This window comes from Micromonospora sp. WMMA1996 (assembly GCF_002573675.1).
GTDB classification, from domain to species: domain Bacteria; phylum Actinomycetota; class Actinomycetes; order Mycobacteriales; family Micromonosporaceae; genus Micromonospora; species Micromonospora sediminicola.
The window spans coordinates 1,722,772-1,746,475 of sequence record NZ_PDHU01000001.1; the positions used below are offsets into that span (position 1 = coordinate 1,722,772).

A 23,704-nucleotide genomic window follows, 5' to 3' on the forward strand; every position below is an offset into this window, starting at 1 on the left:
GTTCGTCGTCGATCGGGGGTACGCGATGTCGCGTCCGGGCCGGGTCCTGGTGGTGTCGGTGGTGGTGCTGGCCGGCTGCACGACCGCGGGGCCGCCGGACCCGCCTCCGTCCGACGTCGCCTCCGCCGCGTCGACGGGCTGCCCCTCGCGGCTGGACACCGGCCCGCTGCCGGAGTGGGCGGACGCCGGCTTCAGCGGCGACACCCGGGTGCCGCACGTGCTCGGCGCCCGGGGTGACATCGTCGCGGTCCTGTTCGGGCATCCGCTCACCCACGGCCGCGGCGACGGGCCGGCCAACAAGGTCCTCTGGGTGGCGCGCCCCGCGCCGGGCGCGACCGACCCGGCGACGTCCGCCACCCTGGTGATCACCGCGACCCGGGACGGCACCGCCACCCGGGTCACGCGGAAGGTGGCCGGCGGGCCCGGACCGTCCATCCTCGACCTCCCGGCGCCCGGGTGCTGGCACCTGCGACTGGACTGGTCCGGCCGGGTCGACACCCTGGACCTCACCTACCGCTCCGCGGCCGGCTGACCCGGCATGGTCGCGCCCGGCGCGGGTAACGCCCGGGCATGGCGAAGTACACCAGGCCCGAGCTGCGGGAACGGCTCAAGGACGAGATCAAGGCCTCCGACAAGGGTGGGCGGCCGGGGCAGTGGTCCGCCCGCAAGTCGCAGCTGCTGACGAACGAGTACAAGAAGCGCGGCGGGGGCTTCGAGGGACCGAAGGACGAGCGGCAGCGCTCGCTGCAACGCTGGGGCGGCGAGCAGTGGCAGACCCGGTCGGGGGACACCCGCGCGCGCAAGGACGGCGAAACCCGCCGTTACCTGCCGAAACAGGCCTGGGAAGAGCTGTCGGAGAAGGAACGCCAGGCGACCGACACCCGCAAGCGGCGGGCGTCGCGCTCCGGCCGGCAGTACGTGTCGAACACCGGCCCGGCGAAGCGGGCCCGCCGGGACGCGACGGCGGCGGAGCAGGTGAACGAGCTGCCGGTGGCCGAGGCGGTCAGACTCGTGCGGGGCCTCGACACGCGTCAGCTGAACGCGGCGCTGCGCCGGGAACGCGGGGGCAAGGCCCGCAAGACGCTGATCGGACGCCTGGAGTCGGAACTCGGCCGGCGCCGCGCGGCCTGAACACGACGGCGTGGCCCGGCGCGGCCTCCCCGCGCCGGGCCACCTCGGTCAGCCCGCCGCGCAGGTGGGCGTGCCGGAGGGGGCCGTGCCGGTCCCCTGGAAACCGAACTCGGTGCTGCCGCCGGCACCGACCTGGCCGTTGTAGGCGACGTTGCGGAACGTCACCGCGCCACTGGCGCCGCTGGCCTGGGCGCTCCACGTGTTGGTGACCGCCGAGCCCGACGGCACGGTGAGCGTCACCGTCCACCCGTTGAGCGCGCCCGCGCCGGCGGTGACGCGGACGGTGGTGACGAAGCCGCCGGGCCACTGGTTCGTGGTGAGCGACGCGGTGCACCCGCCGCCGGTGGGCGGGGGAGTCGAGGGCGGCGCGGTGGTGGTCGGCGGCGTGGTCGTCGGCGGAGTCGTGGTCGGGGGCGTGGTTGTCGGCGGCGTCGTGGTCGGCGGCGGCGTGCCGCCGGCGTTGAGCGCGTCGAGCGCGGCGGTGTAGGCCGCCTTCTTGTTGCCGTTGCCGTCGAAGAGCAGCGGGGTGCCGCTGGCCCGCCAGGAGTCGCTGTCCCGGATCCCCCAGACGGTGATGCCGGTGCACCGCGACACGGCCAGGCAGTCCTTGACCACGTTGGCGTACGTGGTGGCCTGGGCACTGCCCGAACCCTCGATGTCGAGTTCGGTGATCTGCACGTCGACGCCGAGGGCGGCGAAGTTCTGCAACGTGGTGCGGTAGTTGCTCGGGTACGGCGAGCCGCTGTTGAAGTGCGACTGCAGGCCGACGCAGTCGATCGGCACGCCCCGGGCCTTGAAGTCCTTGACCAGGTTGTAGACGCCCTGGGTCTTGGCCCAGTTCCAGTTGTCGGTGTTGTAGTCGTTGTAGCAGAGCTTGGCGCCCGGGTCGGCGGCGCGCGCGGTGCGGAACGCCACCTCGATCCAGTCGTTGCCGGTGCGCTGGAGGTTGGAGTCGCGGCGGCCGCCGCTGCCGTCGTCGAACGCCTCGTTGACCACGTCCCAGGCGTAGATCTTGCCCTTGTAGTGGGTGGCGACCTGGGTGATGTGGTTGACCATCGCCTGACGCAGCGCGCTGCCGGACAGGTTCTGCGCCCAGCCGGGCTGCTGCGAGTGCCAGGCCAGCGCGTGGCCGCGTACCCGCATGCCGTTGGCCTGGGCGTGGGCGACGATCCGGTCGGCGTTGGTGTAGGTGAACTGGCCCTGGGACGGCTCGGTGGCGTCCCACTTCATCTCGTTCTCGGGGGTGACCATGTTGAACTCGCGGTTCAGGATGCCGACGTACGTGGCGTCCGACAGCTTGTTCGCGGCCACCGCGGTGCCGAAGTAGCGGCCCTGTTCCGCCGCCGCCGCGCCCAGGGTGGTCCCGGCGCTGGCGCTGGTCGCCACCGCGACCGTGGCCGCGACCAGCGCGGCGCCGACGGCGGCCGACAGCAGGGCGGCACACGGCCGGTATCGGGCGGTCGGGCTCCCGCTGCCGCGGGCGAGCACCTTGTCCATCACGAAGCCTTTCTCACGGGTGGTGGATGAGGAGCCCGCTCCGACGACTTGCCCGCCACGGCGCCGGCGCGGCGCGGCTGCCCGGGGCCGCGCGTGCCGGGGTGCGTTCCCCGCCACCGTGAGTCGGTCGGAGGCCGCTCCGCGCGGGAGGGCTCCATTCGCGACCGTCATTCTCCGCATCGGGCCGCAACAACGTCAACGATTTCCGGAAGGTCGCGGCGGGGCCCGCCGGAGGATCGGCCCCGCCGCGACAGTCGGGACGCGCTACCGGCGCGGCTGCTGCGGGACGCGCGGCAGCACGAACGGCGGGCCGGAGAAGATGAGGTCGGCCTTCATCTCCTGGTACGCGCGCTTGGGCCGGTAGTTCTCGTCGTACGCGGTGGCCAGCCCCTCCGGCGGGTTCTCGAACCAGTCCGGCACCCAGGAGTGCCGGTCGGTGAAGCCCCAGAGCGTGAACGACAGGCAGTGCCGCTCGGCCAGGCAGGCCCGCAGCAACGTGCTGAAGTTCGCCGCGGACGCCTGCAACCGTGGGTTGATCTCGGCGGAGTCACCCGCCTGGACCCCGGCGGTGAGCTGGCTGCGCACGTCGACCTCGGTGAACGCGGTGGCCAGTCCCAGGCCGGCGAACCTGCGCAGCGCTGCGGCGACCTGGAGGGTGTCGTAGTTGCCGTACTGGGTGCCCAGGTGTCCCTGGCTGCCGACCCCGTCGATCGGCACCCCACGGGCGCGCAGGTCACGGGCCATCTCGTAGACGAACTGCGTCTTGTCGTCGGCCGGGTTGCCGGAGCCGAACGCCTCGATGTTGTAGTCGTTGTAGAACAGCAGCGCCTTCGGGTCGGCGGCTCGGGCCCAGCGGAACGCGTCAGCGATGTAGCCGGGACCGAGGTTCTCCGCCCAGAAGCCCTTGTAGTGCAGCGTGGAGGGGGTGTCCCAGGGGTCGCTGACCGCCTCGTTCACCACGTCCCACTGCCAGATCCGGCCCTTGAAGTGGCGCACCACCGCGGTGATGTGGTCGCGCAGGATCCGGCGCAGCTCGGCCTTGTCGATCGAGCCGTCCGTGACCCCCTCGGTGAGCCAGGCCGGCAGCTGGTTGTGCCAGACCAGCACGTGGCCGCGGACCCGCTGGCCGTGCTGGCGGGCGAAGTCGACCAGCTGGTCGGCCGGTGCCCAGTTGTAGGTTCCCCGGGTCGGCTCCAGGCTCTCCCACTTCATCGCGTTCTCGGCGGTGACGGTGGAGAACTCGGACCCGGCCAGCTCGCGGTAGCGCGGGTCGGCGGGGTCGGCGAGCGCGTCCATGTCCACCGCGGTGCCGATGTACAGGCCGTGCCGCTGGGCCAGCGCGCGCAGGCTCTGCGCGGCCGGATCGTACGGGCGGCCGGCGGTGGCGGGGGCGACGTTGAGGGCGGCGACGGTGGCCACGGCGACCGCGCCGGCGACGATCCAGCGTCTCAGCTTCATGGTCGTTCCTTCCGGAGGGACGGTTCCGAAACTTCCGGGATACTTCCGAAAGTGATCCGGAACACTACGGACGTCGATGTCGGTCGTCAACCGTCCCTCCGGGACGCTCACTCCTGCCGGTAGGTGGCGTGGTCGAAGTCGGCGTACCCGCCGTCGCCCCCGAGGTCCTGCACCCAGAGGCCGAGGAACGCGCCGGTGAAGCCCCAGGCGGCCGGCTCGCCGTCGACGACCAGGGCGGCGTGCTCGTCGGAGAGGATCGTCGCGTCCAGGTCGACCGGCAGGTCCCGCCAGCCGTCGCCCAGGTCGTACCCGAAGCGGACCACCGGCCCGTCGAACCGCGCCCGCAGCCCGACCCGCGCGCCGTCGCCGGCGTCCACGGTGAGTTCCGGATACGCGGTCCGCCGGCCCCGGTCGCAGCTCAGCAGCTCGAGCACCCGGCGGCCGTCGTCGGCCCGGGTGAGGTAGAGGTGATGCCAGTTGGTGGTGTTGTAGTAGGCGGTGACGCCGGCCAGCTGCCGGTGGTCGGCCGGGTCGAACTCGACGACGGTCTCCAGCACGCACCGCTCGGCGCCGACCCGGCGGGCGACCAGGCTCGGCGTCTGCCGGCCCACCGGGGACTGCCCGCCGTGCAGCCGCAGGTGCGACGGGCGCGCCGACAGGTCCAGCCAGTCGTCGCCGGCCGGGCGGCGCAGCGTCGACCAGCGGGCGGACAGCGTGGGCCCGTCGAAGTGGTCGGTGGCCGGCTCCTCCGGCCAGGGATGCGCGGGCAGGTCCGGCGCCGCGACGGTGTCGGCCGGCACGCGACCGGGCACGGTCGGCCACTGCCCGGCCGGCCAGTCGACCCGCTGGATCGCGGTCTCCCGCCCGAGGACGCAGTTGCCCAGCGGGGAGTAGGGGCGGGCCACCAGGTGGGCGAGGTACCAGTCGCCCTGCTGCGTCTCGACCAGGCACCCGTGGCCCGCCTTCTGCAGCCGCAGGTCCGGCCGGCCGGCGGAGGTGAGCAGCGGCCCCCTCGGGTCGGCCAGGTACGGGCCGAACAGGTGGCGGGAGCGGGCGACCGTGACCTGGTGCTTCCAACTGGTCCCGCCCTCGGCCGTGACCAGCCAGTACCAGCCGTCGCGCCGGTAGAGGTGCGGACCCTCGGTCAGCCCGGCCGAGGTGCCGTGGAAGATGATCCGCGCCTCGCCGACCAGCCGTCCTCGCTCGCGGTCGTAGCGCTGGATCTCGATCCCCCCGAAGCGGTCCCGGCCCGGTCGCCAGTCCGCGCTCAGGCTCAGCAGCCAGGTGCTGCCGTCGGTGTCGTGGAACAGCGCCGCGTCGAAGCCGTGCGCGTGCAGCTTCACCGGGTCCGACCAGGGCCCGCCGATGTCCGGGGCGGTGGTCAGGTAGTTCTGCGGGTCCCAGTAGCCGCTGGCGAAGCTGGCGACGTCGCTGTAGACGAGGTGGAACAACCCGTCGTGCCAGGTCAGGTCCGGCGCCCACACCCCGTTGGAGTCCCCGCAGCCCCGCAGGTCCAGCAGCCGGCGCTCGGTGACGATCCCGCCGAGGGGGCGCCAGTGCACCAGGTCGCGGGAGTGGTGGATCCCGACCCCCGGGTACCACTCGAAGGTCGAGGTGGCCAGGTAGTAGTCGTCGCCCACGCGCAGGATCGAGGGATCCGGGTGGAACCCGGTGAGGACCGGGTTGCGGATCGACCGGGTGACGGCGGGCAGGGGGGCGATCTCGGTCGACATCGGCGACTCCTCGGGCTCGGTCCACTGACGACGTTCCGGAACTTCCGCTCCGGACAGTGCGGAGTTGCGGCCCACCGTATCGGCTCGACGCGGCTGTCGGGGAGCCTTGACCGGGGCACAGACGGGTCGTAACCTACCGGCCAATGCCGGAAACTCCCCGCTCCGCCGCTGAAAGTTCCGGAGATCCCGTGTCCGACAAGGTCACCATCGCGACGATCGCACGCCTGGCCGGCGTCTCGGTGCCGACGGTCTCGCGGGTGGTCAACGGCCGCTCCGACGTCTCCCCGCAGACGCGGGAGCGGATCGAGCAGCTGCTCGCGCGGCACGGCTACCGCCGCCGTCCGCCGAGCATGCGGGCCAGCTCCGGCCTGATCGACCTGGTCTTCAACGACCTGGACAGCCCGTGGGCGGTCGAGATCATCCGGGGGGTCGAGGACGTCGCGCACGCGGCCGGCATCGGCACCGTGGTGTCCGCCATCCACCGGCGTACCTCGTCGGCGCGGCAGTGGCTGCACAACCTGCGGGTCCGCTCGACCGAGGGCGTCATCTTCGTGACCTCGACCCTGGAGGCGCCGCTGCAGGCGGAGCTGAGCCGGCTCAACCTCCCGGTCGTCATCGTCGACCCGGCCGGCGTGCCGCCGCAGGAGGCGCCGGCGATCGGCGCGACCAACTGGGTCGGCAGTCTGCGGGCCACCGAGTACCTGCTCGGTCTCGGCCACCGGCGGATCGGGTTCATCGGGGGACCGGCGCACCTGATGTGCAGCCGGGCCCGCCTGGACGGCTACCGGGCGGCCCTGGAGGCCGCCGGTCTCGGGGTGGACGACGAGCTGATCCGTCCGGGCAACTTCTACCACGAGGCCGGTTTCACCGGGGGCGAGCGGCTGCTGGCCCTGCCGGATCCGCCCACCGCGATCTTCGCCGCCAGCGACCAGATGGCCCTCGGCGCCTACGAGGCGGTACGCCGACGCGGCCTGCGGGTGCCGGACGACGTCAGCGTCGTGGGCTTCGACGACCTGCCGGAGGCGCGGTGGTGCTCGCCGCCGCTGACCACCGTGCGCCAACCGCTCGCCGAGATGGGGATGCTCGCCGCCCGCACGGTCCTGCGCCTGGCCCGGGGTGAGCGGACCGAGAGCCGGCGGGTGGAGCTGACCACCGAGCTGGTGGTGCGCGACAGCGCCGCCCGGCCGGCCGGGTGACGGATGCCGGGCTCAGCGCAGGGGTCGGCAGGACGCCCGGACCACCAGCTCGGTGGGCAGCCGGATGTGCGTGTCGCGTTCCACGCCCGCGATCAGGTCGATCAGCAGGCGCAACGACTCCGCGCCCATGCGTTGCAGCGGTTGCCGGATCGTCGTCAGCGGCGGGTCGACCAACGCGGACTCCGGGACGTTGTCGAAGCCGATCACCGACAGGTCGTCCGGCACGGTCAGGCCCGCGCCGCGGGCCACGTCCAGCGTCGAGATCGCCGAGAGGTCGTTGCCCGCGAAGATCGCCGTCGGCCGGTCGGGGAGCGCCAGCAGCTCGGCCGCCGTGCTCGCGGCGCTCTCGATGCGGAAGCCGCCGACGCGCACGAGCCGCTCGTCCACCGCCACCCCGGCGTCGGCCATGGCCCGGCGGAATCCGGCCTCCCGCAGCCGCGCCGACTCCAGGTCGGGGCGTCCGCTGATGTGTCCGATGCGGCGGTGGCCGAGGGAGAGCAGGTAGTTCGTGGCGAGGACGGCGCCGGCGAAGTTGTCCGAGTCGACGGTGGGCAGGCCGGACGGGCCGGTGTGCGGGTCGACGGCCACCACGTGGAAGCCGTGCTTGGTCTCCACCACGGTCGGTGTCACGATCACCGCGCCGTCGATGAGCGTCCCGGACAGGCGGGCCAGGGACCGGCGTTCCCAGCCGATGGCCGCGCCCTCGCCGTCGCCGCTGGAGTAGGCCAGCAGTTGGTAGCCGCTGCCGGCGACCTCCCGGGACGCGCCCTTGAGCAGTTCGGTCGAGAACGGCTCGAACTCGGCGACCAGGATGCCCAGCACGTTGGTGCGGTGGCTGCGCAGGCTCTGCGCGCCGAGGTCGGCCTCGTACCCCAGGTCGTGGATGACCTGCTGCACGCGTTCGACGGTGGCCTGGGCGACGCCGTACCTGCCATTCACAACCTTCGATACCGTTGCCACCGAGACGCCGGCGGTACGTGCCACGTCCGACATCTTGACGCGCTCCGGGAACACCACGCCGACGATGATAGAGGGCTCGCCCGCCCGCGTCGCTACGGTTTCGAAAACGTTATCGATACCGATTGACATCGAGTTACGTGGCTGTAACACTCCCCGGCAGGTAACCCGACTACGTGGTCGAGGAGACATTCATGGCGATGAAGCGCCGTGCGGCTGCCGTGCTGGCACTGCTTGTGACAACCGCCCTGGTCGCCACCGGATGCAACGGCGGTGGCGACGACGAGACGGACGCGGGAAGTGAGCTGTACAAGAACCCGGTGACGCTCACCTGGTGGCACAACGCCTCCCAGGACGGCCCCGGCAAGACGTACTGGGAGAAGGTCGCCAAGGACTTCTCCGCGCTCCACCCGACCGTCAAGATCGAGATCGAGGCGATCGAGACCAACCAGCTCCAGCGCACCCGGCTGCCCGCCGCGCTGCTGAGCAACGACCCGCCGGACGTGTTCCAGGCCTGGGGCGGCGGCGAGATGCGCGAGCAGGTCGAGGCCGACTACCTCAAGGACATCACCGACCAGGTGAAGGCCGAGGTGGCCGACATCGGCAGCGCCTCGGAGATCTGGCAGGTGAACGGCAAGCAGTACGGCCTGCCGTACCGGATGGGCATCGAGGGCGTCTGGTACAACAAGGACATGTTCGCCAAGGCGGGCATCACGGCACCGCCGGCCACCTTCGAGGAACTCAACGCCGCGGTCACCAAGCTCAAGGCCATCAACGTGGTCCCGATCGCCCTCGGCGCCGGTGACAAGTGGCCCGCCGCGCACTGGTGGTACAACTTCGCGCTGCGCGCCTGCTCGGTCGACACGCTGAAGAAGGCCACCACCGACCGGACCTTCGACGACCCGTGCTTCGTCAAGGCCGGCCAGGACCTGAAGGCGTTCATCGACACCAAGCCGTTCCAGAACAACTTCATCGCCACGCCGGGCCAGAACGACCCGACCAGCGCCAACGGCCTGCTCGCCAACGGCAAGGCCGCGATGGAGCTGATGGGCGACTGGAACCGCGGCACCCTGGACACCGTCGCCACCGACAAGGCGGCTCTGGGCAAGTTCCTCGGCTGGTTCCCGGTGCCGGCGATCTCCGGCTCCGCCGGTGACCCGAAGGCCGCCCTGGGCGGCGGCGACGGCTTCGCCTGCGCCAAGAACGCCCCGGCCGAGTGCGTCGAGTTCCTCAAGTACCTCGTCAGCCCCGAGGTGCAGAAGGGCTACGCCGCCACCGGCACCGGCCTGCCGGTCGCCAAGGGCGCGGCCGACGGCGTCACCGACCCGGCCCTGAAGTCGATCCTCCAGGCCACCTCCGACGCCACCTACGTGCAGCTCTGGCTCGACACCGCCTACGGCAGCACCGTCGGCAACGCGATGAACGACGCGATCGTCGCGATCTTCGCCGGCAACGGGACACCTGAGAAGGTCGTCTCGGCCATGAAGGCGGCCGCAAGCAAGTGACGTCCGCATCGCAGACCCGTATGCCCGCCGGCGGCGTGACCGCGCCGCCGGCGGGCCTCCGGCCCGGCGCACGAGCCGCCTCGCGCCGCGCCGAGACCCGCCGCAAGTGGTACGAGATCATCGGGCTGACCACGCCGGCGGTCCTCATCTACGTGCTGTTCGTGCTGGTGCCGATGGGCTTCGCGTTCTACTACAGCCTGTTCCGCTGGCGCGGCGTCGGCCCGCCCACCGAGTACGTCGGCTTCCGCAACTACACGCTCGCGTTCCAGGACCCGATCTTCCTCGACGCGCTGCGCAACAACGCGATCATCGTGTTCGGGTCGCTGCTCATCCAGGGGCCTGTCGCACTCGGCATCGCCCTGCTGCTCAACCGCCGCTTCCGCGGACGCTCGGCGTTTCGCCTGCTGGTCTTCGTGCCGTACGTGCTCGCCGAGGTCACCGTCGGCATCATGTGGAAGCTGATCCTGACCGACGGCGGCACGCTCGACGCGCTGCTGCGGTCGGTCGGACTGGGCGGCTTCGTGCAGGCGTGGCTGGCCGACCTCGACGTGGTCATCTGGACCCTGCTGTTCGTCCTCACCTGGAAGTACGTCGGCTTCGCCATCATCCTCCTGCTCGCCGGCCTGTCGAACGTGCCGCCGGAGCTGAACGAGGCCGCCGAGATCGACGGCGCGAGTTGGTGGCAGATCCAGCGCCACGTCACGCTGCCGCTGCTCGGCCCCACCATCCGGATCTGGATGTTCCTGTCGATGATCGGCTCGTTGCAGGTCTTCGACATGGTCTGGGTGACCTCCGTGCCCGCGGTGCGCTCGCTCGGCGCCTCCGCCACCATGGCCACGTACATGGTGGACAACGGCTTCTTCGCCCGGCTGTGGGGCTACGGCAACGCGGTGGCCGTGATCCTGTTCGTCATCTCCTTCGTCGCGGCGCTGCTGTTCCAGCGGTTCCTTCTCCGCCGTGACATCGAGGGCGCCATCACCCGGAAGGGGAAGTGACAGTGGCCGTGAACTCCGTACCCGCCCCCTCCGCCGGGCGCCGGCCGGTGCAGTGGAACACGCCGCTGACGTACGCGCTGGCGCTCGCGGTCGCGGCCGTGTCGATCGCGCCCGTCGTGTACGTCGTCGTCGGCGGTTTCCGGACCACGCCGCAGATCGTGGCCGACCCGGCCGGCCTGCCGGACCCGTGGGTCTGGGAGAACTACTCCCGGGTGCTGACCCAGAGCGACTTCTGGCGGCAGGCGTTCAACAGCGCCGTGGTCGCGCTCGGCACCACGCTCGGTGTGGTGGTGCTCGGCATGGCCGCCGCGTTCGTGCTGGCCCGGTACACGTTCCGGGGACGCGAGGCGCTCTACACCTTCTTCACCCTCGGCCTGCTGTTCCCGGCCGGCGCGGCGATCCTGCCGCTGTACCTCCTGCTGCGTGACCTGAACCTGATCAACTCCTACTACGCGGTGATCCTTCCGCAGGTGGCCTTCTCGCTGCCGCTCACGATCGTCATCCTGCGCCCGTTCCTGTCCGCCATCCCGCGGGAGCTGGAGGACGCGGCGGCGATCGACGGCGCCGGGCGGCTCGGCTTCCTCTGGCGGATCGTGCTGCCGCTGTCGCGGCCCGCGGTCGTCACGGTCGGCATCCTCGCGTTCGTGGCGAGCTGGAACGCGTTCCTGCTGCCGCTGCTCGTCCTCGGCGACGTCAGCCTGCACACCCTGCCGCTGGGCGTGCAGAACTTCTCCAGCCAGTACACCACCGACACCGCGGGCGTCCTGGCGTTCACGTCGTTGGCGATGCTGCCGGCCCTGCTCTTCTTCACGCTCGCCGAGAAGCAGATCGTCGGCGGCCTGCAGGGCGCGGTCAAGGGCTGAGCGGCAGCGGTACGCGCACAACCAAGCGAAAGGCACAACATGACAGAGGTCCACACGGTGGTGGTCGGGCCGGCGCCGGCTCAGGCAGGCCCGGACCACGACCGGTCGGACGGGCACGCCGGCGAGGCCCGCGTCCGGGAGCTGCTCGCCCGGATGACGATCGAGGAGAAGATCGCCCAGCTCGTCGGCTTCTGGGAGAAGGAGGACGGTGAGGCGGTCGCACCCCTGCAGGGCGAGTTCGCCGACGCCGCCCGGTTGGAGGACTTCTCCCGCCACGGGCTCGGTCACCTCACCCGGGTCTACGGCACCCGCCCGGTCGACGCCGCGTCCCGCGCGGCCTGGCTGTGGCGGTTCCAGCGCGACCTGGTGACCGGCACCCGCCTGGGCATCCCGGCGATCGTGCACGAGGAGTGCCTCACCGGGCTGTCGGCGTGGAAGGCCGCCACCTTCCCCACGCCGCTGGCCTGGGGCGCCGCGTTCGACCCGGACCTCGTCACCGAGATGGCCGCGGCGATCGGGTCCTCGATGCGGGCGCTCGGCATCCACCAGGGACTGGCGCCGGTGCTCGACGTGATCCGGGACCCGCGCTGGGGCCGGGTCGACGAGTGCATCGCCGAGGACCCCTACCTGGTCGGCACCATCGGCACGTCGTACGTGCGCGGCCTCCAGTCACAGGGGGTGCACGCCACGGTGAAGCACTTCGCCGGCTACTCCGCCTCCCGCGCCGGGCGCAACTTCGCCCCGGTGCACGCCGGCCCCCGGGAGCTGGCCGACGTGCTGCTCCCGCCGTTCGAGATGGCGATCCTCGACGGTGGCGTGCGCAGCGTCATGCACTCGTACGCGGAGATCGACGGCGTGCCCGCCGCCGCCGACCCGACGCTGCTGACCGGTGTGCTGCGGGACCGGTGGGGCTTCGACGGCACGGTGGTGGCCGACTACTACGGCGTCGCCTTCCTCCACCTGCTGCACCACGTCGCGGCCGACCACGCGGACGCGGCCGTGCAGGCGCTGAGCGCGGGCCTCGACATCGAGCTACCCACCGGCGACGCCTACCTGACCCTGACCGGGACGGTGCGGGCCGGCACTGTGGACGAGGCGTTGGTCGACCGGGCGGTGCTGCGCGTCCTGCGGCAGAAGCAGGAACTCGGGCTGCTCGACGCCACGTTCGACGACGAGCCACCGGGCGCGGTCGACCTCGACTCGCCCGAGCACCGGTCGATCGCCCGCCGGCTCGCCGAGGAGTCGGTCGTCCTGGTCGCCAACGAGGGCGTGCTCCCGCTGCCGGAGGGCCGGCGGGTGGCGGTGGTCGGCCCGAACGCCGACCGGCAGGGCGCGTTGTTCGGCTGCTACTCGTTCCTCAACCACGTGCTGGCCCTCCACCCGGGGGTGGAGACCGGCTTCGAGGTGCCGACCGTGCTGGAGGCGGTGCGTGCCGAGTTCGGCGCCGACCGGGTCACCTTCGCGGCCGGCTGCGAGGTGGACTCGGCGGACCGGTCCGGGTTCGACGAGGCGGTCGCCGCCGCGTCCGCCGCCGACGTGGCGGTCCTGGTGGTCGGCGACCACGCCAGCCTGTTCGGCCGCGGCACCGTCGGTGAGGGCTGCGACCGCGACGACCTGGAGCTGCCTGGCGTGCAGCGGCAGCTCGTCGAGGCGGTGCTGGACACCGGCACGCCGGTGGTCCTCGTGCTGCTCACCGGCCGGCCGTACGCGCTGGGCTGGGCGCTGTCCCGGTGCGCGGCTGTGGTGCAGGCGTTCTTCCCGGGTGAGGAGGGCGCCGGGGCGATCGCGGGTGTGCTCTCCGGGCGGGTCAACCCGTCCGGCCGGCTGCCGGTCACCCTGCCCGGCTCGGCCGGCGCGCAGCCGTACTCGTACCTGCACCCGGAGCTGGGGGAGGGCATGAACGGCACCAACCTGCCCGCGACGCCGGTGGCGCCGTTCGGCCATGGCCTGTCCTACACCACGTTCGCCCACACCGACCTCACCGTGCCCGCCACCGTACCGACCGGCGGGGCGCTGCGCGTCACGGTGCGGGTGACCAACACCGGAGCGGTCGCCGGCGACGAGGTGGTCCAGCTCTACGGCCGCGACCTGGTGGCGTCGGTGACCCGGCCGGTGGCGCAGTTGCTCGGGTACCGGCGGGTGCGCCTGGAACCGGGCGAGGCGGTCACGGTCGAGCTGACGGTGCCCACCACCCGCCTGGCCTTCTCCGACCGCACGCTGACCCGGGTCGTGGAGCCCGGGGACGTGGAGGTGTGGGTCGGCACCAGCGTGCGGCGGGACGCGTGGGCGTCGACCACGCTGGTCGGTGACACGGTCGCGGTGACCAACGCCGCGCCGCGCTGGACGACCACCGAGGTCGGCTGAGCGCCGCCCGCCGCGGGGCGGGCGGTGGTGTCCCACTCGCGGGGACGCCGCCGCCCGCCCCGCACCCTTGTAGGGGCTTTCACGGCATATCGGGTGTTATGTCGATTTCGGCTCAGTAGGCTCCGGGGTGTTGTCCAGCCCCGTGACCCACGGGTCCCGGCGCCGTCGCGCCCGGTCGGCTGGACCCCGGTCGCCGGCCCCCAACAGGGATGCGTGAGTCACGATGATGGACGCGGACACCATGGTGCTGCCCCGGCTCGGGCCGGCGGAGGTCGGTGTCGAGGACCCGTGGGGCGAGGACCGGCCGCGCCGGGCCCCTGCCCGCGTCGCGCGCCGCCCGGCCCGGTGGCGGGTCGCCGCGTGGCTGCTGCCGGCGCTGCTGACCGGTGGGCTGGGTGCCGTCGGGCTGGACCGGCCGGGCCTGCGGGCCGAGGAGTTGGACACCTGGCGCGCGGCCACGTCCCCGTGGCGCGACCTCCGGTCGGCGCTGGCCGGGGACGAGGTCACGCTCGTGCCGTACCACCTGCTGATCCGGGCCTGGGCGGCGCTGTTCGGCGCCGCTGATCCCACGCTGCGCGTACCGTCGCTGCTGGCCGTGACCGCGGCCGCGGCGCTCGTCGGCGCGCTCGCCGCGCGGATGTTCACCCCCGGCACGGGCGTGCTGGCCGGCCTTCTCTTCGCGGCGCTGCCGACCTCGACCCGGTACGCGCAGGAGGCCCAGCCGTACGCGCTGGCCGTGTGCGCGGCCGTGCTCGCCACCTGGCTGCTGCCGGCGGCCCTGGACCGGCCGGGCGTGCGCCGGCTCGCGCCGTACGCCGGGGCCGTGGTCCTGCTGGGCCTGTGCCAGCCGGCCGCGCTGCTGCTGCTCGCCGGCCACGGCTGGGTGGTGCTCGCCTTCCGCCGGGCGGCCGCCGCCCGCTGGTTGGCCACAGTGGTCCTGGCGGCGGTGCCGGTGGCCGCGCTGCTCTGGGCCGGGGTCCGGGCCGGCGCGCGGTTCGCGCCCGGGGTCCGGGTCGACCCGGCGGCGCTGGTGGCGACACCCCGGGACCTGTTCGGGGTCGCCGCCGTCGGCGCGCTGCTGGCCGGTCTGGCCCTGTTCAGCCTTCCGTTGCGGTACGCCGCCGCGATCTGCACCGCGTGGGCGCTCGTGCCCGCGCTCGGGTTGCTGCTCGTGGCCCGGACCGTGCCGGTCTGGTCGCCGGCCGTTCTGCTGTTCACCCTGCCGGCCTGGGCGGTGCTCGGCGCGGCCGCGCTGTCGCGGATGCGCGCCGGCTGGGCGGTGGCCGGGCTGGCGGCGGTCGCCCTGGTCGGCGTGCCGGCCCAGGCCGCGGCGCGGGCGCCCGACGGCCACGGCCAGGATCCCCGCCGGGTCGCGGCGATCGTCGACGGTCTGGGTCAGCGCGGGGACGGCGTGCTCTACGCCGACCCGACCGCGCGCACGGTGGTGGCGCGCTACGTCCCCGCCGACCGGCGACCGGCCGACGTGCTCGCCGACGCGGGTCCGCTCGCCTGTGCCGGTTGCCCCGACGGTCGCCGCCGGCTGTGGCTGATCCGGTCCGGGACCGCCGTGGCGCCGCCCGGCGACGGCCCGGCGGAGCGGGTGCTGCGGGCCGGGTACCGGCCGGCGCAGGTCTGGCGGCCGACCGGGTTCACGGTGGTGTTGTTCGTGGGTGGACGACCGGCATCTGCCTGATTCCCGCCTTTTGTTGTTGATTGTCGGCTTAGCATCTGTCGGGGTTCCTGGCGAGCCCGATGCAGACCATGGGGGAAACGTGGCCGTCGCCGCCGATACACGCCCGTCCCGGGCCCCGGGACCGGGAACTCCGGGTGACCGCCCGGCACCGGCCGTACCCCCCGGGCGACCGGGTCGGTCGGGGGGTACGGACCGCGGGCAGTTGAACGTGAAGGCCCGCCTGGCGTACGCCCGGTGCGGCGCCACCGCCGGGCCGCTGCGCCCGCCCCGCCGTCCGGACGCCCCGGTCGAACTGCGCCCCGCCGCCTCGGTCGCCGCCCGGTCGGTGCTGACCCTGCTCGTGCTGCTCAACAGCGCCACCGGCCTGCTCTTCGTCGGCTGGCTGCTGTTGCCGCAGCACGTGCCCGGCCCGGGTGTGGTCGGGCTCGGCGGCTGGCAGACGATCGCCGCGCGGCTCGCCTTCTGCGTGGTCGTCGGCGTCGAGCTGATCCGCCTCGCGCAGAACGTGGTGGTGTGGGTGTTCGCCTTCCACGCCAAGGACCCCGTGCCGGTCGACCCCCCGGTGGGCCTGCGGGTCGCGCTGCTCACCACGATCGTGCCCAGCAAGGAGCCGATCGACGTCGCGGAGCGGACCCTGCGCCGGCTCCGCGAGATCGTCTACTGCGGACGCGTCGACGTCTGGATCCTCGACGAGGGCGACGACCCCGAGGTGCGGGCGATGGCGGCGCGGCTGGGCGTCCACCACTTCAGCCGCAAGGGGCGGCCGGAGTACAACCAGCCGCGCGGCGAGTTCCGGGCCCGGACCAAGTCCGGCAACCACAACGCCTGGCGGGCCGAGCACGAGCACCGCTACGACGTGGTGGCCAACGTCGACCCGGACCACGTGCCGCTGCCGAACTTCCTGGAACGCACGCTCGGCTACTTCCGCGACCCGGACGTCGCGTTCGTGGTGACCCCCCAGGTCTACGGCAACATGCACCAGAACTTCGTCGCCCACGGCGCCTCGGTGCAGCAGTACCTCTACAACGGCCTGATCGCCCGGGGCGGCAACGGACTGGACGCGCCGCTGCTCACCGGCACCGGCCACCTCTACCGCCCGGCGGCCTGGCGGACCATCGGCGGTTACCAGGACTCGATCATCGAGGACCACCTCACCAGCATCCGGATCCACGCCGCGGTCAACCCGGCGACCGGACGGCGGTGGAAGGGCGTCTACACCCCGGACGTGGTGGCGCTGGGGGAGGGGCCCACCTCCTGGGCCGACTACTTCAACCAGCAGAAGCGCTGGGCGGCCGGCATCTGCGAGATCCTGTTCCGCCGCGACCTGCGCGCGCCGCGCGAGTTGCCGGCCCGCCGTCGCTGGCAGTACCGCCTGCTCCAGTTCTACTACCCGAGCGTCGCGGTCAGCCTGCTGCTGGGCAACGCCGCCACCGCGCTGTACCTGCTCACCGGCGTCGACGCGGGCCGGCTCGACCCTCAGGTCTGGGCGGCGCTGTGGAGCTCGACGCTCGGCAGCTGGTTCCTGCTCTGGCTCTGGCTGCGCCGCTTCAACATCGCTCCGCACGAGCGGGAGGAGGTGGGCATGGTGGGGATGGCACTCGCCCTGTTCGCCGGGCCGGTCTACGTGGCCGCCGCGGTGGGCGCGCTGCTGCGCCGCCGGCTCGGCTTCGTGGTGACCGCCAAGGGAGCGCTACGGACGGTGGAGTCGCTGCGCACGTTCCGTCTCCACCTGTGCTGGGCGGCGGTCGCCGCCGGACTGCTCGGGGCCAGCTTCGCGCTGGACCACGACTACCCCCTGCTGCGGGTGTGGCCGGTGCTGACGCTGCTCACCGGGCTCGCGCCGCCGGCGATCGCCTGGGTGGAGAACGTGCGCGCCCGCCGCGACGAGCCCGATCCCGTACCGCGACCGGCCGGTGCGCCGGAACGGCCCGTCCCGGCGACGGTCGGCGGTGGTGCGTCGTGCTGAGGCTGACCCTGCCCCGGGTGGGCCTGGCGCTGGCCGGCGCGCTGCTGCTGGCGTACGCCTTCGTGGTGGCGCCCGGCGCGTGGCGCGACCCCGGCCCGGACGTCCCGGCGCAACCGCGCGCGCTGGCCACGCCGGAGGCGGTGGCGACCGCCGACGCCCCGGCGGTGGCCGGGCCCAGCCCGGTCGCCGGCACGTTCCCCCCGGCCGGCCGCGCGTTCTTCGGGGTGATGACCGACAAGGGTCCGTACGACTTCACCGACGCCGACCGGTTCGCGGCGGCGGCGCGGCGGGCGCCGCAGGTCATGCTCTTCGGCGCCGGCTGGGCGTCCGCGACCTTCGACCGGAGCCTCTTCGACCGGATCGCCGACCGGGGCATGATGCCGATGCTGGGCTGGGAGCCCTGGAACCACACCGTCGACGAGGCCGCCCGGCGCACCGGGCTGACCGACCGCCAGATCGACCGGCTGCGGGCCACCCAGCCGGACTACCGGTTGACCCGCATCGTCCGCGGGGACTTCGACGACTACCTGCGGTCCTGGGCCGAGGGCGTACGGTCGCTCGGCTACCCGATCGCCATCCGCTTCGCGCACGAGATGAACGGCGACTGGTATCCCTGGTGCGAACGCGCCAACGGCAACCGACCCGGCGACTACGTGCGGGCGTGGCGGCACGTGCACGACATCTTCACCGCGGCCGGGGCGACCAACGTGGCCTGGGTGTGGAGCCCGAACGCCCGCTGGGACAAGACGACCGCCGGGCTGGCCGGGCTCTACCCCGGCGACGACTACGTCGACTGGGTCGGCGTCACCGGCTACTACGGCTCGGGCACCTTCAGCAAGACGTACTGGACCTTCGACCAGATCTTCGGGCCCACCCTCACCGAGATCCGGGCCCTCACCGACAAGCCGCTGGTCGTCACCGAGACCGGCGCCGCCGAGACGGCGACGGACAAGGCCCGGTGGATCCGGGAGACGTTCCGCTCGCTGCCCCGCTACCGGGACGTGATCGGGCTGATCTGGTTCGAGGTGGACAAGGAGAAGGACTGGCGTATCGCCGGCTCACCGACCGCGTCGACGGCGTTCGCCGAGTCGGTGGCCGGCGCGCGCTACGACTCGACCTGGACGCCGGCGATGCGACCCCGGACCGGACCGGGCGGCTGACCGCGCGCCGGGCGGCTCAGACCAGCGTGCGGACCGCCCGCAACGCCGCCTCCACGTCCTGCTCGTCGTTGGCGATCGTGGCGCCGAACCGGAGGTACGACGGCCGGTAGGGGGTGCTGCTGGCGATGACGCCGGCCGCGTACAGCCGGCCCACCGCCTCGCCCACCGGCACGTCCGGCACCTCGCAGCAGACCACGCCGGCGGAGAGGTCGGCCGCGCGCGGGGTGACCAGCCGTACGCCCCGGATGCCCGCCAGACCGTCCTTGAGCCGGTCGGCCAGCTCCCGCGTGCGGCCGGCGACCCGGGCCGGGCCGATCCGCTCGTGGAACGCGAACGCGTCGGCCAGCGCCCACCGGTGCTCGAAGCTGTGGTAGCCGCCCGGCGTGTGCGCCGGGCCGGGCGCTGGGGGTTCCCCGGCCGTGCCGCCGGCCAGCCAGCGGCCGATGCTACGCCCGTCGAACGGGGGGATCACCGGCGTCATCCGGGCCCACGCCCGGGGCGTGGCCCAGACCAGACCGGTGCCGCGCGGCCCGAGCAGCCACTTGTGGCAGCCGGAGACCAGCACGTCGCAGCCCAGTTGCTCCGGGGTGGCCCCGTCGGCGCCGAACCCGTGCACCCCGTCGAGGCAGAGCAACGCCTCCGGGCTGCGCTCGCGGACCACCTCGGCCAGCCGGCGGACCGGCAGCTTCACCCCGGTGCCGGAGTGCACCCAGGTCAGCGCCACCACCCGGGTGCGCGGGGTGAGCGCCGCGGCGAGGCCGGCGACCATCTCGTCCACCCCGGTGGTGGCCGGGTCCCGGTAGAGGCGGGCCCGGCGCACGGTGACGCCGTCGCGGTCGGCGCGCAGTCGCAGCGCCTCGTGCGTGGCGTAGAAGTCGTGCTCGGTGGTCAGCACCTCCTCGCCCGGCCGCAGGCGGATCGCGCTGTAGACCAGCCCGAGGCCCATGGTGGTGGAGTCGGTCAGCGCGATCTGGTCGGCACGGGTGTCGAGGTGCCGGGCGGCGGCGTCGCGCACCGCGGCGTCCAGCCGCTCCTCGTTGGCGCCCAGGTAACCCAAGGCGTCCCGGTCCAACGCCGCGCGGTGGGTGGCCACGGCCTCACGTACCGGGGCCGGGTGCGGGGCGAACACGAAGGTGGCCAGGTGGGCCCGGGACCGGTCCAGCGCGAACTGGGCGCGGACGCTGTCCCACCGGGCCGGATCCAGGGCGGGCACGTCACCGGACGCCGGGGCCCGGGCGGCCGGGCGCTCCGGCTCGCAACCGGTGGCCAGGCCGGTCACGCCGGCCGCCGCGGTGGCGCCGAGCAGGCGCCGTCGGGTGAACCGCATCTCCCCATCGTCCGCCGTGCATGTCACGACCGGGTCACCACCGGGATCGGGACCGGTGATTTCGCCGATGCGCGTGGCGAGCCGGGAGCCGATGCTGACGCATGTCGATGTATTTCCGGCGCAAGGAGTGACCGACGTGCCCACCACCCGTTCCCGTACCCCCGTTCGTGTCCTGGCCCGACTCGCCGTGGCGGCCCTGCTCGCCACCGGCGGCGCCCTGGCCGTCCCGACCGCGGCGAGTGCCGCGAGCCCCTACGAGCGCGGCCCGGCGCCCACCAACGCCATCCTGGAGGCCAGCCGCGGGCCGTTCGCCACCTCGTCGGTGAACGTCTCCTCGTTGAGCGTCACCGGCTTCGGCGGCGGCGTCATCTACTACCCGACCAGCACCGCCGAGGGCACCTTCGGCGCGGTGGCCATCTCGCCCGGCTACACCGCCACCTGGTCCAGCCTGAGCTGGCTCGGGCCGCGGATCGCCTCGCACGGCTTCGTGGTGATCGGCATCGAGACGAACACGCTGCTGGACCAGCCGGACAGCCGGGGTCGGCAGCTCCTGGCCGCGCTGGACTACCTGACCCAGCGCAGCTCGGTGCGGGGCCGGATCGACTCCTCCCGGCTCGCCGTGGCCGGGCACTCGATGGGCGGCGGCGGCAGCCTGGAGGCCGCCGCGTCCCGGCCGTCGTTGCAGGCCGCCGTCCCGCTCGCACCGTGGAACCTGGACAAGACCTGGTCCGAGGTGCGGGTGCCGACGCTGATCATCGGCGGCGAGACCGACAGCATCGCGCCGGTGGCCACCCACTCGATCCCGTTCTACACCAGCATCCCGTCGTCCTCGGAGAAGGCGTACCTGGAGTTGAACGGCGCCAACCACTTCTTCCCGCAGACCGTGAACACCCCGCTGGCGAAGCAGGCGGTGGCCTGGCTGAAGCGGTTCGTCGACGACGACACCCGCTACGAGCAGTTCCTCTGCCCGGGCCCGAGCGGGTCCGCGATCGAGGAGTACCGCAACACCTGCCCCAGCTCCTGAACCCGCACGCGGACGGGACGGTCGCCGCGTCGGCCGTCCCGTCCGCGTGTCCGCCTCTTTTCCGACGGGTTACCCATAGGTGACACTGGATGCATGGTTTCTGCATCGACAGTGCATATAAACCTGTGGGGCCGGGACGACGAGTGCGACGCGATCCGTCGGCTCCTCGACCGGGACTCCGGCGGCGCGCTGCTGTTCCACGGCCCGCCCGGCTCCGGGCGCACCACCCTGCTGACGTACGCCCGGCGGGTGGCGGGGGAACGGACGCTGCTCACCGGTGCCGGCCTGGCCGACGAGGCCGCCCTGCCCTACGCCGGGCTGCACCGTCTGCTCGATCCCGTGCTGGACGCGGACGCGGCCCTGCCGGTGCGGCAGCGTCGGCTGCTCCGGCGCGTGCTCGGCGGCGGCGGATGCCCGGCCGACCAGCGGCTGGCCCTGGCCGCGGCGGTGCGTTCCCTGCTCGCCGCCGCCGCCGAGCGCCGGCCGCTGCTGTGCACCGTGGACGACCTCGACACCGGGGACCGGCAGAGCGCGTGCACGCTGGCGGTGGTGGCGCGGCGGCTGCGCCGGCTGCCGGTGGCGCTGCTGCTGACCACGACGTCCCCGACGGCCGTCGACGGCGTCCCGGCGCACCGGCTGCGGCCGCTGCACGTCCGGGAGTGCCAGGCCATGCTCGCCGGACGCCGGGACCCACCACCGGCGCCGGTGGCCCGCGCGTTGGCCGCGCTGAGCAGCGGCAGTCCGCAGGCCCTCGCGGACCTGGCCGACACGCTCACCCCGGCCCAGTGGCGGGGCGAGGAGCCGTTGCCCGACACGCCGCCGGTGGACGGCGCGCTCGCCGCCGCCTACCGCGCCCGCCTCGACCGGTTGCCGGCGCCGACCCGGCGGATGGTGCTGCTCGCCGCGCTCGACCCGCACGACGACCCGGGCACCCTGGTGCGCGCCGCCTGGGCCGGCGGCCTGACCGTCGAGGCGCTCGCCCCCGCCGAGGCGGCCGGCCTGCTGCGTACCGGGCCGCACGGGGTGACGTTCCCGGACCCGCTCGCCCGGCCGATGATCACCGCGGTCGCGCCGCTGGCCGACCTGCGCGCGGCGCACCTGCTGCTGGCCGGCACGCTCGCCGGAGGCCCACTGGGCCGGGCGCTGCGCCACGCCACCGACGCCGACTGCCCGGCCGACGTGCTGGCCGCCGAGCTCGCGGTGGCGGTCGACCGGGCACCGGACCGGGCCGCCGCGGCGGTCGCGCTGCGCCGTGCGGCCGAGCTGACCGCCGATCCCGCCCGCGTGGCCGAGCTGACGGTCGCGGCGGCACGCTGCGCCTGGACCGCCGGCGACCCGGACCAGGCCCGGGAGCTGCTGCGCCGGCTCGCCCCCGGACCGACGGTGCGCGGCCCGGCCGACCTGGTCCGGGGCGACATGCAGCTGCGGTGCGACGCCCCGGCCGCCGCGGTGGCGACGCTGCTGGCCGCCGCCGACGCGGTCGCGCCGACCGACCGCCGCTCCGCCCTGCTCGCGCTGGTCCGCGCCGGCGAGGCCATCTGCGTCACCGGCGACCACTACCGCTATGCCGAGGTGGCGCGGCGGGCCGAGGCGTTGCGGCGCCCCGGTGACCCGCCCGAGGTCGACCTGCTGGCCACCTTCGCGGTGGGCGTCGGGGCGACCCTGCGCGGCGACCACGCCCGCGGTGGCCCGGCGCTGCGCCGGGTCGTCGTCCTCGGCGGCCGGCTGGCCGGATCCGCAGCCACCCCCGCCGCGCTGGCCTGCGCCGCCGCGGCCGCCCTGCTGGTGGGCGTGGACGGCCCCGCGCACCGGCTCGCCGACCGGGCGGTGGAGGTGGCCCGCTCGTCCGGCGAGGTGTCCCTGCTGCCCCGGGCGCTGGAGCTGCGGGCCGTCGCGGAGTATTGGCTGGGCCGCCACGAGGCCGCCGCGGAGACCGCCCGGCAGGGCGTGCGCACGGCCCGCGCCGCCGGTCAGCACGTCTGCGCCCAGGTGCACCTCGGCATCCTCGCGGTGCTGGCGGCGGTGCGTGCCGACCGGGTCGGCGCGCTGGCGCGGATCGCCGAGATCGGTGACGGGGCCGCCCCCGGGAGCCGGCCGGACGCGTACGCCCGGTGGGCGCTCGGCGTGCTGGACCTCATCGACGGCCGGTACGCCGACGCCGTCGCCCGGCTGGCCGCGCTGGCCCGCGCGCGCACCGGTCGGGGGCAGGTGCTGGTGCAGGTGATGGCCACCCCGTACCTGGTGGAGGCCGCCGCCCACGAGGGCGGGCGGCCGGCGGCCGCGCTCACCGTCTTCGACCACTGGGCCAGCAGCACGGCCAGCCCGTCGCGGCGGGCGCTGGCCGCCCGGTGCCGGGCGCTGCTCGCGCCGCGCGGCGGCCCGGAGGCCGAACAGGAGTTCCGCGCGGCGCTGCGGCTGCACCCGGCCGACACCGACCGGTTCGAGCGGGCCCGCACCGAGCTGCTGTTCGGTCGGGAGCTGCGCCGTCGGCGTCGGCCCCGGGACGCCCGGGCGCACCTGCACCGGGCCCGGGAGGCGTTCACGCTGCTCGGCGCGACCGCCTGGGCCGAGCGGGCGGGCGAGGAGCTGCGCGCGGCGGGGGAGTCGGTCGGACCCGGCCGGCCCGGGCCGGAGCAGTTACTGACCGGCCAGCAACTGCACATCGCCCGGCTGGTCGCGCAGGGGGCGACCAACCGGGAGATCGCCACCCGGATGTCGCTGTCCACCCGGACCGTCGACCACCACCTGCGCAACGTCTTCCACCGGCTCGGCGTGCGGTCCCGCACCGAGCTGGCCCGCCTGCTGCCCTGAGCGCCGGCCCGGTCGGAGCGCCCG

General features: G+C 73.9%; 17 protein-coding genes. 12 read left to right on the forward strand and 5 right to left on the reverse strand.

Annotation, left to right across the window (positions count from 1 at the left end; all coding sequences use genetic code 11):
• Window positions 1–25 precede the first annotated feature (25 nt).
• Both COO58_RS08280 and COO58_RS08285 read left to right on the forward strand, forming a co-directional pair.
• A complete protein-coding gene (locus tag COO58_RS08280; protein ID WP_098744438.1) occupies window positions 26–532 on the forward strand; it encodes a hypothetical protein in 507 nt (168 codons plus the stop codon).
• Window positions 533–570: 38 nt separating this feature from the next.
• Window positions 571–1,131, forward strand: coding sequence for a DUF5872 domain-containing protein (locus tag COO58_RS08285; protein ID WP_098744439.1), 561 nt, complete (start codon window positions 571–573; stop codon window positions 1,129–1,131).
• A gap of 48 nt (window positions 1,132–1,179) precedes the next feature.
• Here the strand turns inward: COO58_RS08285 and COO58_RS08290 are convergent, their stop codons facing one another.
• The 3 genes from COO58_RS08290 to COO58_RS08300 form a co-directional block, all read right to left on the reverse strand.
• On the reverse strand, window positions 1,180–2,628 hold the full coding sequence (locus tag COO58_RS08290; RefSeq protein WP_098744440.1) for an endo-1,4-beta-xylanase: 1,449 nt from the start codon (window positions 2,626–2,628) through the stop codon (window positions 1,180–1,182).
• Between the two features lie 264 nt (window positions 2,629–2,892).
• On the reverse strand, window positions 2,893–4,086 hold the full coding sequence (locus COO58_RS08295; protein ID WP_091574011.1) for an endo-1,4-beta-xylanase: 1,194 nt from the start codon (window positions 4,084–4,086) through the stop codon (window positions 2,893–2,895).
• 107 nt (window positions 4,087–4,193) lie between these two features.
• The gene (locus tag COO58_RS08300) at window positions 4,194–5,819 is read right to left on the reverse strand and encodes a glycoside hydrolase family 43 protein (protein ID WP_098744442.1); all 1,626 of its coding nucleotides are present in this window, start codon (window positions 5,817–5,819) and stop codon (window positions 4,194–4,196) included.
• 188 nt (window positions 5,820–6,007) lie between these two features.
• Between COO58_RS08300 and COO58_RS08305 the strand changes: the two genes are divergently transcribed.
• Entirely contained in the window at window positions 6,008–7,015 is a 1,008-nt protein-coding gene (locus COO58_RS08305; RefSeq protein ID WP_255292556.1) for a LacI family DNA-binding transcriptional regulator, read from the forward strand.
• A 12-nt stretch (window positions 7,016–7,027) separates the two neighbouring features.
• Here COO58_RS08305 and COO58_RS08310 read toward each other — a convergent pair whose 3' ends face one another.
• Window positions 7,028–8,008 (reverse strand): LacI family DNA-binding transcriptional regulator, encoded by a 981-nt coding sequence (locus COO58_RS08310; RefSeq protein ID WP_172967973.1) that lies wholly within the window; start codon window positions 8,006–8,008, stop codon window positions 7,028–7,030.
• 158 nt (window positions 8,009–8,166) lie between these two features.
• Here COO58_RS08310 and COO58_RS08315 point away from each other — a divergent pair, with 158 nt between their 5' ends.
• The 7 genes from COO58_RS08315 to COO58_RS08345 all read left to right on the forward strand — a co-directional run bounded on the left by COO58_RS08315 (window position 8,167) and on the right by COO58_RS08345 (window position 18,518).
• A complete protein-coding gene (locus COO58_RS08315; protein WP_098744446.1) occupies window positions 8,167–9,477 on the forward strand; it encodes an ABC transporter substrate-binding protein in 1,311 nt (436 codons plus the stop codon).
• A complete protein-coding gene (locus tag COO58_RS08320) occupies window positions 9,474–10,472 on the forward strand; it encodes a carbohydrate ABC transporter permease (protein ID WP_098744448.1) in 999 nt (332 codons plus the stop codon). The genes COO58_RS08315 and COO58_RS08320 overlap by 4 nt, the downstream gene beginning before the upstream one ends.
• The gene (locus COO58_RS08325) at window positions 10,469–11,335 is read left to right on the forward strand and encodes a carbohydrate ABC transporter permease (RefSeq protein WP_091574017.1); all 867 of its coding nucleotides are present in this window, start codon (window positions 10,469–10,471) and stop codon (window positions 11,333–11,335) included. Before COO58_RS08320 ends, COO58_RS08325 begins: the two co-directional genes overlap by 4 nt.
• A gap of 39 nt (window positions 11,336–11,374) precedes the next feature.
• Entirely contained in the window at window positions 11,375–13,699 is a 2,325-nt protein-coding gene (locus COO58_RS08330; RefSeq protein ID WP_091574018.1) for a beta-glucosidase, read from the forward strand.
• Between the two features lie 223 nt (window positions 13,700–13,922).
• Window positions 13,923–15,392, forward strand: a complete 1,470-nt coding sequence (locus COO58_RS08335) for a glycosyltransferase family 39 protein (RefSeq protein ID WP_091574019.1) — start codon at window positions 13,923–13,925, stop codon at window positions 15,390–15,392.
• A 208-nt stretch (window positions 15,393–15,600) separates the two neighbouring features.
• A complete protein-coding gene (locus COO58_RS08340; RefSeq protein ID WP_245666340.1) occupies window positions 15,601–17,358 on the forward strand; it encodes a glycosyltransferase family 2 protein in 1,758 nt (585 codons plus the stop codon).
• On the forward strand, window positions 17,352–18,518 hold the full coding sequence (locus COO58_RS08345; RefSeq protein ID WP_091574020.1) for a glycoside hydrolase family 26 protein: 1,167 nt from the start codon (window positions 17,352–17,354) through the stop codon (window positions 18,516–18,518). The genes COO58_RS08340 and COO58_RS08345 overlap by 7 nt, the downstream gene beginning before the upstream one ends.
• Window positions 18,519–18,534: 16 nt before the next feature.
• Here COO58_RS08345 and COO58_RS08350 read toward each other — a convergent pair whose 3' ends face one another.
• On the reverse strand, window positions 18,535–19,845 hold the full coding sequence (locus COO58_RS08350) for an aminotransferase class V-fold PLP-dependent enzyme (protein WP_098744449.1): 1,311 nt from the start codon (window positions 19,843–19,845) through the stop codon (window positions 18,535–18,537).
• Window positions 19,846–19,981: 136 nt separating this feature from the next.
• Here COO58_RS08350 and COO58_RS08355 point away from each other — a divergent pair, with 136 nt between their 5' ends.
• Window positions 19,982–20,869 (forward strand): alpha/beta hydrolase, encoded by an 888-nt coding sequence (locus tag COO58_RS08355; RefSeq protein WP_091577483.1) that lies wholly within the window; start codon window positions 19,982–19,984, stop codon window positions 20,867–20,869.
• Between the two features lie 93 nt (window positions 20,870–20,962).
• Complete coding sequence (locus tag COO58_RS08360; RefSeq protein ID WP_098744451.1) at window positions 20,963–23,680, forward strand: LuxR family transcriptional regulator; 2,718 nt, start codon at window positions 20,963–20,965, stop codon at window positions 23,678–23,680.
• Window positions 23,681–23,704 lie beyond the last annotated feature (24 nt).